Consider the following 7,525-nt stretch of genomic DNA (forward strand, 5'->3'; position numbering starts at 1 on the left):
TAATCACGCTTCAATACTTATCCACAGCTGGCCTAATTATCCATCATTCAATGGCCTTCTTTAGCATCATTATACAATAAATATAAAAAGGTATCTGAAGCCTTGTGAATGGGATACTTTAAGGTCAAATTTAGGGGTGGCTTAGCAGCAAATGACCGACTATTGAGTCGTCAAAACTTCCTACTCAACCTTTGAGACTGGCACACATCACGAATAAGAGAAATTTATATGTTCTTTCAGTAATAAAAAGTACCCAAGCGGTGTTCATTATTCAAGCCATGCACGTACAGAGGTCATCCAGTGCTTACTTCTGTAAAACTGGAATTAGTCATTGAAAAATAATACCATGACAATTTCTAAAATAACCTCGGCATTCATGCTGAGTTGGGTCTGTGCATTCTGTCTGTTGGGGTGCCAAAAAGAAAAGGAAAAAGAGCCAGAACCTACACCCCGCAATTCCTCTCAAATTTTGATGGATGGCAAACCTTGGAATCAAACCTTACCTAACGGAGTTGTTGTAGCCACACGTACCGTTTGTGCCTCCTGCTGGATGGCGCCCTTGGATACACTTTACAAAAATTACTTTACATTGTCCATTTCTCATTTTTATGACCTAGAAGAGTACAAAAAGTATCCCTTTGAGAGTATTTATCTTGGCGCAATTCCGATAAGAACAGGAGAATATAAATTTGCAGAGGTTTATAAACCTCCCTGCCGTCTTAATACGATTCCGCAGGCTATATTTTTTACAAGTGAATTTGACACTGGCAAAGATACGTACCACATTCTCCCCAGTGAGCGGCAATATATTAGGGTAACAAAGGTAGATAAAGCTAAAGGGTATGTAGAAGGAGAATTTATGATGACCTTTATACGTGTTGCTAAAACGAAGGATTCTACTTCTCCCGATACGCTTCGCATTCAACCCTCTCGTTTTTCTGCTTTTATTGGAGCCAATGATTAAACAATCAGCTTGAAATGGCTTTATTGTATGGTTAATTGATATGGGTATTATACAATATTAGAAATAGTAGTACTATGAAGTCTGGCAATTTGGCCTAAATTAAGCTATGTTAGTGAGTAAAAGGCCTATTTTGGGCGTATTCCTTATGGGCTATTTAGTTTTGCGAACAATGCAAAAAAGCAGTATCTTTCATCAGAATAAGTACTTAATTCGATGAATTTTAATAAAATAAATCAGGTAGGAAATCAAATCTTAAAGGCTAGAAAAGAGATAGTTAGCAATCGACAAGATTGGAAATACGTTGAAGAACCGAGTTTGGAAACAATGGTTGATATGCTAAATAATGTACTGCCTTTTAAACTGGATTACTGGAGTTATAAAACTGGCAGAAATATTTAAACGTCAACCGTAGTCCTGATTTTTATAATTCTCTTTGGAAATAACTTAAAATGTTGCCTAACGGTTCTCGGCTTGGCGATGTGGCGGAAATTTAGCACAAAAGATCATAAAAGTTCCAAATGTTTGTTTTAGCACAAATGTTCATTAGAATTCCTTTAGCCGCCATATTGCTAAGCCGATGTTAGCGGTTCGTTGTTTTGGTGGCCATTTTAAGTTCATATATTGATAGTAATATTATCACCAAAACCTCGCCCGCAAAGTAAAGTTGTCCGTATAACGTTAAGTTTTCAAAATGTAGATATACATGATAGATTGTAAATGCACAATAAAATATATTGAGTATTGCAATAATTTTTAAATAAGTGCTCCACCTCAAGGGTTTGACGAAGTGAATTATGGCAGAATAGATGAAAAACATTGATGCTATGCCTATAAATATGGAGAGAATTTTCTTAGGCATGCCAAAGTATTCTTCAAATACAAATAGAATGGACAACAGGATTATTGATACAAAAGCTCCAAAGGCATCCAGTTGGAATATTTTTGAATCGTTATATTTACTGAGTATTTTTTTCAATTTTAAACTATTTTAAAATCTAAATCCTTTCACTATGAGCCAAACTGCAAACGTCATTTCAAACAATGCAATTGGTAGAGCTAATAAAATCCCCCAAATAGAAATCTGTTCGATGACTCCGGACATTTCTAAAAGAGCTGCAAACATCATTAACAAAGCTGCGAAAATCCCCCAAATATTGAGATATTTTGGTAGCATCTTATCCTTTAAAAAGGCGTAATTATAAATGAATGTATTAATCGCCAGCATAAAATTAGGGCCAATTATAAAACACCATTTATGTATAGCCTTAAATGAGTACCCAATTACTTGTAATGTATCTACACTTTGAAATACACCATGTGAATAGGCCACACTGATAGACAATACAGTCAAGACCGCAATAAGACCAATAGTAACAAAAACACATTCAAATGCCCTGAAACTAATATAAGCTACACCCATATTGCTCTTGTTTCTATTCAGATAGGGAAACATAAAAATAGCAGAACCTAACATACTTACTACCAAGATCAATTCACAGATTGCTCCAAATACTATTTGACCTTTGTGTAAATGAGCTGTCTTAATATAATTAGTTTCACTTAAAATTGGGTCATACATTTTGAGACCTATTATTGAAAATATAGCCGCTGATATAAAACAAATACCAATCCATAAAGTGTCTATTTTTCTTTGCCAGATAATTCTGTTCATAACATTTATAATAGATGATGATTTTCTGTTACCATGTTATTTATAATTCACCTCTGTTATGACTTATGAGAGACGAATTATAATTAAAAAAATATCTTGTAGCTTAAATTAGGTAGGAGAATCGTTTCGATATCTTTATCTATTCCTCCTGTTCTAAAATTATATTGGTAACCAAAGAAATCTGGCTGTTGTGTTAGGTTTACGATTTTCAAGGCTATTTCTCTTGAACTTCTTAATTTATTTTTTCTGTATACAAGCGTTAAATGTACATTCGTAATTGGATCTGATTGAACTGAGTAAGCACGTGTTTCGTCATATACAATCGTTTTTCTTGCTTTTGTTGCTTGTTCATTAATCGGTGAAAATCTGTCTCCGCCTTGAAATGTAATTCGACCATTGATGTTAAATGTGTTTTGCTGATTTTTACCAACTTTCCACTCTTTGCCGGCTAATAGATTGACTACGTAGTTTCTATTAAATCTTGAATCTCTCCACACGCCATCGCCCCCTTTGTATTTTGATTCAAAAATGGAGGTGGTAGCCATATAATAAAACCCATTCGACATATACTTTTCCAAGGTTATATCTAATCCATAGTTTCTTCCTTCACCTTTATTCACCATTTTTTCGGCAAAAAACCAATCTGATTGAAAATTGACAGCCGATAACGAAGTCCCCTCCATTACAGGCACATTGTATAACTGTTGAAAATAAGGCTCTACTTTTAGGTGTATTATATCTGTAATGTTCCAATCGTAGCTCAAAACAAAGTGATGAGCCTTGGTAAAACCCATATTTTTGTTTACCGCTTTCTCTCCCGTAGATAATGAGTTGTTATAGTACATATACAAACGCTCCATTCTGCTATGTAAACCATAAGCCAAACCCAAAGTATGCTTCTCGCCTATATTTTGTGTAATTGCCATTCGTGGTTCTATGGAGTAGTTATTATTTAGCGAAAAATGCTGGGCACTGACACCTATATTCAGTCTTAGCCCTGAAGTAAGAAATATAGATGAGTTAGTGAATGCAGAAGACAATACACTTCTTCCTCTTGCTTTTACAATTTCCGCAGGATCTCCCCCTACATTAGCAGCACGGTTTAGCTTTAGGTCATAATTCAAGAATCTTACCCTTACCCCTGTTCTGTTTGTATGCCTAGCACCAAATTTTTTATTTACATATGAAGATAGTGCATACTCCCAATTCGTATTAGAGATATTGCTAAAAGGCACTAATTGCTCCGACTGGTTGAGTGCCTTAGTTTGCCAATCGGTCTCGTTGGCTGTTGCTGATAGTACGGTTTGCAGATAGGCATTGTTTCTCAGAAAAATCTTATGATTGATTCCAAAGGCACCCGTTCTCATTCTTATCCTATCCTCCTGACTATCATCATAATATTTCCTGTCTGTACTATCTTTTTTAGGGTTATTTTGTGCTCCATCTATAAGCCCTAATCCCCAAACTGAAAATACACCTGCTTTTTTAGTAAGAAAATTGAGTTTGAACGACAAGTCTTGATACTTAATAGTAGAAGCACCATCTGGTAATACAGGACCTAATAAGCCTAAAGTAGAGTATCTGTAGTTGAAAACATAAGATGATTTCCCGCCCTTTTTGAAGGGTCCCTCTTGTGATGATTCTAATCCTATTAGACCTAGTTGAATGGTTCTTTCTGTTTTTTCTGTATTTCCCTTTCTCAGATTCATATCAAACACCCCAGAAAGAGCATTGGTGTATTCTGCTGGAAATGCTCCGGTTAAAAAGTCGGAGTTTGCCAACATCTGAGTACTAAGTGCGGTTAAAGTACCACCTCCGAAAGAGCGTAAATCATTAAAGTGATTTGGGCTGGGTATCTCTACGCCTTCCATTCGCCACTGTAAATATCGGGGTGCATTACCTCTTACAACTATACCATTATTGCTATTGTTGGAAGCAACACCCGCAAAAGCTGATGCTAACCGTGCAGGGTCATCAAAACCTCCGGCATATCTTGATGCCTCTTCTACACTTAGCATCCTTGCACTCACTGTTGCAAATGGGTTCAATGATTTTTGCTTGTTTAAAGTGGGTCTTATAACCACTTCGTCCAGCTGTGTCAGACTTTCTTCAAGGTCAATGTCTAATTGTGTTTGTTTACCAGACACTACAAGAACCTCTCGTATTACCCTTTTATGATAGCCTATAAAGGACACTTCTATATCATATCTGCCGGTGGGAACAATAGGTAATAAAAAAGCACCTAAACTATCTGTAAACGCACCGATAAACGGTTGACTATTTAATACAGAAACATAAGCAAACTGTATAGGTAGTGAAGTGATTTTGTCCGTAACAACTCCAGTTACCACTTGACTCGATTGTGCAATCACAATATTAATGCTCATTATTAAGAGCAAGGGGTAGAAAATTTTTCGTATCATTTAAAAATAATTTTAATGACGCAAAATTCTCTACTCCTAAAAAAAAACGCAATACTGATTAATCAGTATTCTTACTATATAAGCCCATATTTTGTAGCAAAGATGATTGCTTCTATTGTATTGTTAGCACCTAGTTTTTCTAAAAATCGTTGTCTATGGGTATTCACTGTATGTACACTGATAAATAATTTATCGGAAATTTCTTTGCTCAGCAAACCTTGTTTTACAAGTGTAAGAATTTCCAGTTCACGTTTGGTTAGTTCTAAACTTGGTTTATTGTCTACGCTTGAGGGTATAATTTTACCCGTTCTAAAATTAAGAATTTGGCATTTAACCGAGGATTCTACATCTTGATTTGGCGATAAATCTAAAGTGCTCATCATAAGCCAAATTTGCCCAGTTGTATCCAACTCTAATATTTGATATTGATCAATGACCCGAACATATTTTCCAATAGAATTAAGCATTCTAAATTCATATACTACTTTATGATTTAGTTTCTCGTCATTTGATAACTCTTTAAATAACTTCAGAGATGATAGTCCAAACATTGCCAAGTCATACTTGTCATCAGGATGGATTTTGGCTTCAAAAAAGGCATAATTGAGAGCCTCAAATTCATCTTTGTTATAGCCTAGAAGATGAGCATAGTTTTTAGAGAAGAATACTATTTTATTTTTATTCAAATCAAATATTTGAATTGAAGAATTGCTCAATCCTGCCAAAGTTTCAACTACAAGTTTGTGCTTTTCGAGCTTATGATAGTCAATATTTTGAGATTCAAATTTCAAGTTGGCCATATATTTCATTACAATTTCATAAATGGCATTTCTTGGGTCAATATTTTCGTTTTCGATTTTTGTCATATCTATAATTATACAGGGCTTTTTATAAAAATGGGCAAGTAGTGATTAGCCCTACTTTTGTGGTTAGAATACTACAAAATCATGACTACTACTGCTTGCCTGGCTAAAATTACCACATTTTTTCAACTTCTTGAGCAAACACCTGATTTGGATATGCATGATAATCTGAGGTGGTTCATTTTCGGTTTACACATTTTGCGGATTAATTGAATAATTAGAATTATACATTTCATCCTGCATTTTTGTAATACAACTCTTCAACAGCCACTGGATTTAAATAACTTAGTCCGGAATGTAACCTTCTGATATTGTAGTACCCATCAATGTATTCAAATAAATTACTTCTGTGCATTTCAAGATTTTCATAACCTCCTTTGGGCATATCTAATTCAGCTTTCAGTCGGCTCTACAGAGACTCTGCATTAGCGTTGTCGCATGGGTCATCAGCTCTTGACCTGCTTTGCTTCAAAGTAAAGGTTTTTACTAAGGCTTTCATCTTGTTTGACATATATTGACCTCCCCTATCAGACCGGGCTACTGGCGCAGTGAATAATTAATCCTGAATTAACTCTTCTTTTTAACAAGGCCTACTCTAAGGGCCCCCTCACAAGGTTTTCCAGTATATTATCTGCCAATTCCGAACCAACTATTTGCCTGTAATACAGATCCATCGGCACGGGCCGCCCCGTTTTTTCAACAATTTCAATGAACTTTAAAGATATGAGCGGCGAACCGCCTTTGCGGTTGTATCGCTTTTAATCCCTGAATTTTAAACAATTTACGAATCGTGTGACGACTTGCCTTATAACCCTGGTTACTCAATTCCGCTTTTATTCGTCGACTTCCATACTGCCTCAGATGGGTTTGAAAAATTATGTGTAATTCTTCAGATAAACCCGTTTCTGTGGAAATTTTATACGTTTTCCCTTTTAGGTATTCATAGTAACTGCCGCCTGGGTGGCCTCGTTCGGCTGACATGCAGTGTATGGCATAAAGTATGAACAGAAAAAGGTAGCCGGGGCCGCTCGAGCGGTCATATTTACGCCACGGTTGTTTCATTGTTTTTGTTGACATCACTTTGTAAACGGGGTCGCCCTTTAGATTTATATTATGGTAAAATTTCAAGATTGGGTATTTTTATCAACCAGTAAATAGAGTGGGTTTTCCTAAGGGGTCGCAGAGGATTACTCTATGCACGGATTCAGGTCCTACTCTATAGTACTTACCAGAACTCAAATAGAAATTAGGGCATCCTGGCCCATTAGTAAGGGTTTGAGACAAAAGGTAAGTTAGTTGTCCAACTTTAAAAATATTCTTACTCATGGAGACTCAACATTTTATTGGTATTGACATTTCTAAAGCGACATTAGATTGGGCTGTTTACTCAAATCAAAAGGGTATTATTTATCAAACTCAATCGACGAATTCCGAAGCAGCTATCAAAGCTACGCTCAAAATCATTGAATCTTTACCAGGCTTTGAGCGCTCCAAGTCGGTATGTTGCATGGAACACACTGGTATTTACCGCTGGTACTGTCTTAAAATACAAATTTTGAAATAGAATTTTTTTAATATTTTTGGGACTCAGAAGGAGCGACAG

General features: G+C 35.9%; 8 protein-coding genes. 3 read left to right on the top strand and 5 right to left on the bottom strand.

Annotated elements, in window-relative coordinates; genetic code table 11:
• The first annotated feature begins 346 nt into the window (after nt 1-346).
• Nucleotides 347-964, top strand: coding sequence for a hypothetical protein (locus GVN20_RS29305; protein ID WP_206023400.1), 618 nt, complete (start codon nt 347-349; stop codon nt 962-964).
• A gap of 213 nt (nt 965-1,177) precedes the next feature.
• Entirely contained in the window at nt 1,178-1,363 is a 186-nt protein-coding gene (locus GVN20_RS29310) for a hypothetical protein (protein WP_166561755.1), read from the top strand.
• A 589-nt stretch (nt 1,364-1,952) separates the two neighbouring features.
• On the opposite strand, the gene GVN20_RS29315 is transcribed toward GVN20_RS29310, so the two are convergent.
• From GVN20_RS29315 to GVN20_RS30225, 5 genes are all read right to left on the bottom strand, one after another.
• Nucleotides 1,953-2,636: a DUF4386 domain-containing protein gene (locus GVN20_RS29315; protein WP_166561756.1), complete on the bottom strand. Its 684-nt coding sequence runs from the start codon at nt 2,634-2,636 to the stop codon at nt 1,953-1,955.
• A gap of 83 nt (nt 2,637-2,719) precedes the next feature.
• Nucleotides 2,720-5,023, bottom strand: coding sequence for a carboxypeptidase-like regulatory domain-containing protein (locus GVN20_RS29320; RefSeq protein WP_229599229.1), 2,304 nt, complete (start codon nt 5,021-5,023; stop codon nt 2,720-2,722).
• 110 nt (nt 5,024-5,133) lie between these two features.
• Nucleotides 5,134-5,925 carry a LuxR C-terminal-related transcriptional regulator gene (locus GVN20_RS29980; protein ID WP_166561758.1) on the bottom strand — a complete coding sequence of 264 codons (792 nt, stop codon included), beginning with the start codon at nt 5,923-5,925 and terminating at the stop codon, nt 5,134-5,136.
• 229 nt (nt 5,926-6,154) lie between these two features.
• A complete protein-coding gene (locus GVN20_RS30220; RefSeq protein WP_409033856.1) occupies nt 6,155-6,325 on the bottom strand; it encodes an IS3 family transposase in 171 nt (56 codons plus the stop codon).
• 302 nt (nt 6,326-6,627) lie between these two features.
• The gene (locus GVN20_RS30225) at nt 6,628-6,999 is read right to left on the bottom strand and encodes an IS3 family transposase (protein ID WP_409033855.1); all 372 of its coding nucleotides are present in this window, start codon (nt 6,997-6,999) and stop codon (nt 6,628-6,630) included.
• 247 nt (nt 7,000-7,246) lie between these two features.
• Between GVN20_RS30225 and GVN20_RS29340 the strand changes: the two genes are divergently transcribed.
• Nucleotides 7,247-7,486 carry an IS110 family transposase gene (locus GVN20_RS29340; RefSeq protein WP_166561761.1) on the top strand — a complete coding sequence of 80 codons (240 nt, stop codon included), beginning with the start codon at nt 7,247-7,249 and terminating at the stop codon, nt 7,484-7,486.
• The last annotated feature ends 39 nt before the right edge of the window (nt 7,487-7,525 follow it).

Origin of the sequence: Runella sp. CRIBMP (assembly GCF_009905605.1) — a bacterium.
Classification (GTDB): Bacteria; Bacteroidota; Bacteroidia; order Cytophagales; family Spirosomataceae; genus Runella.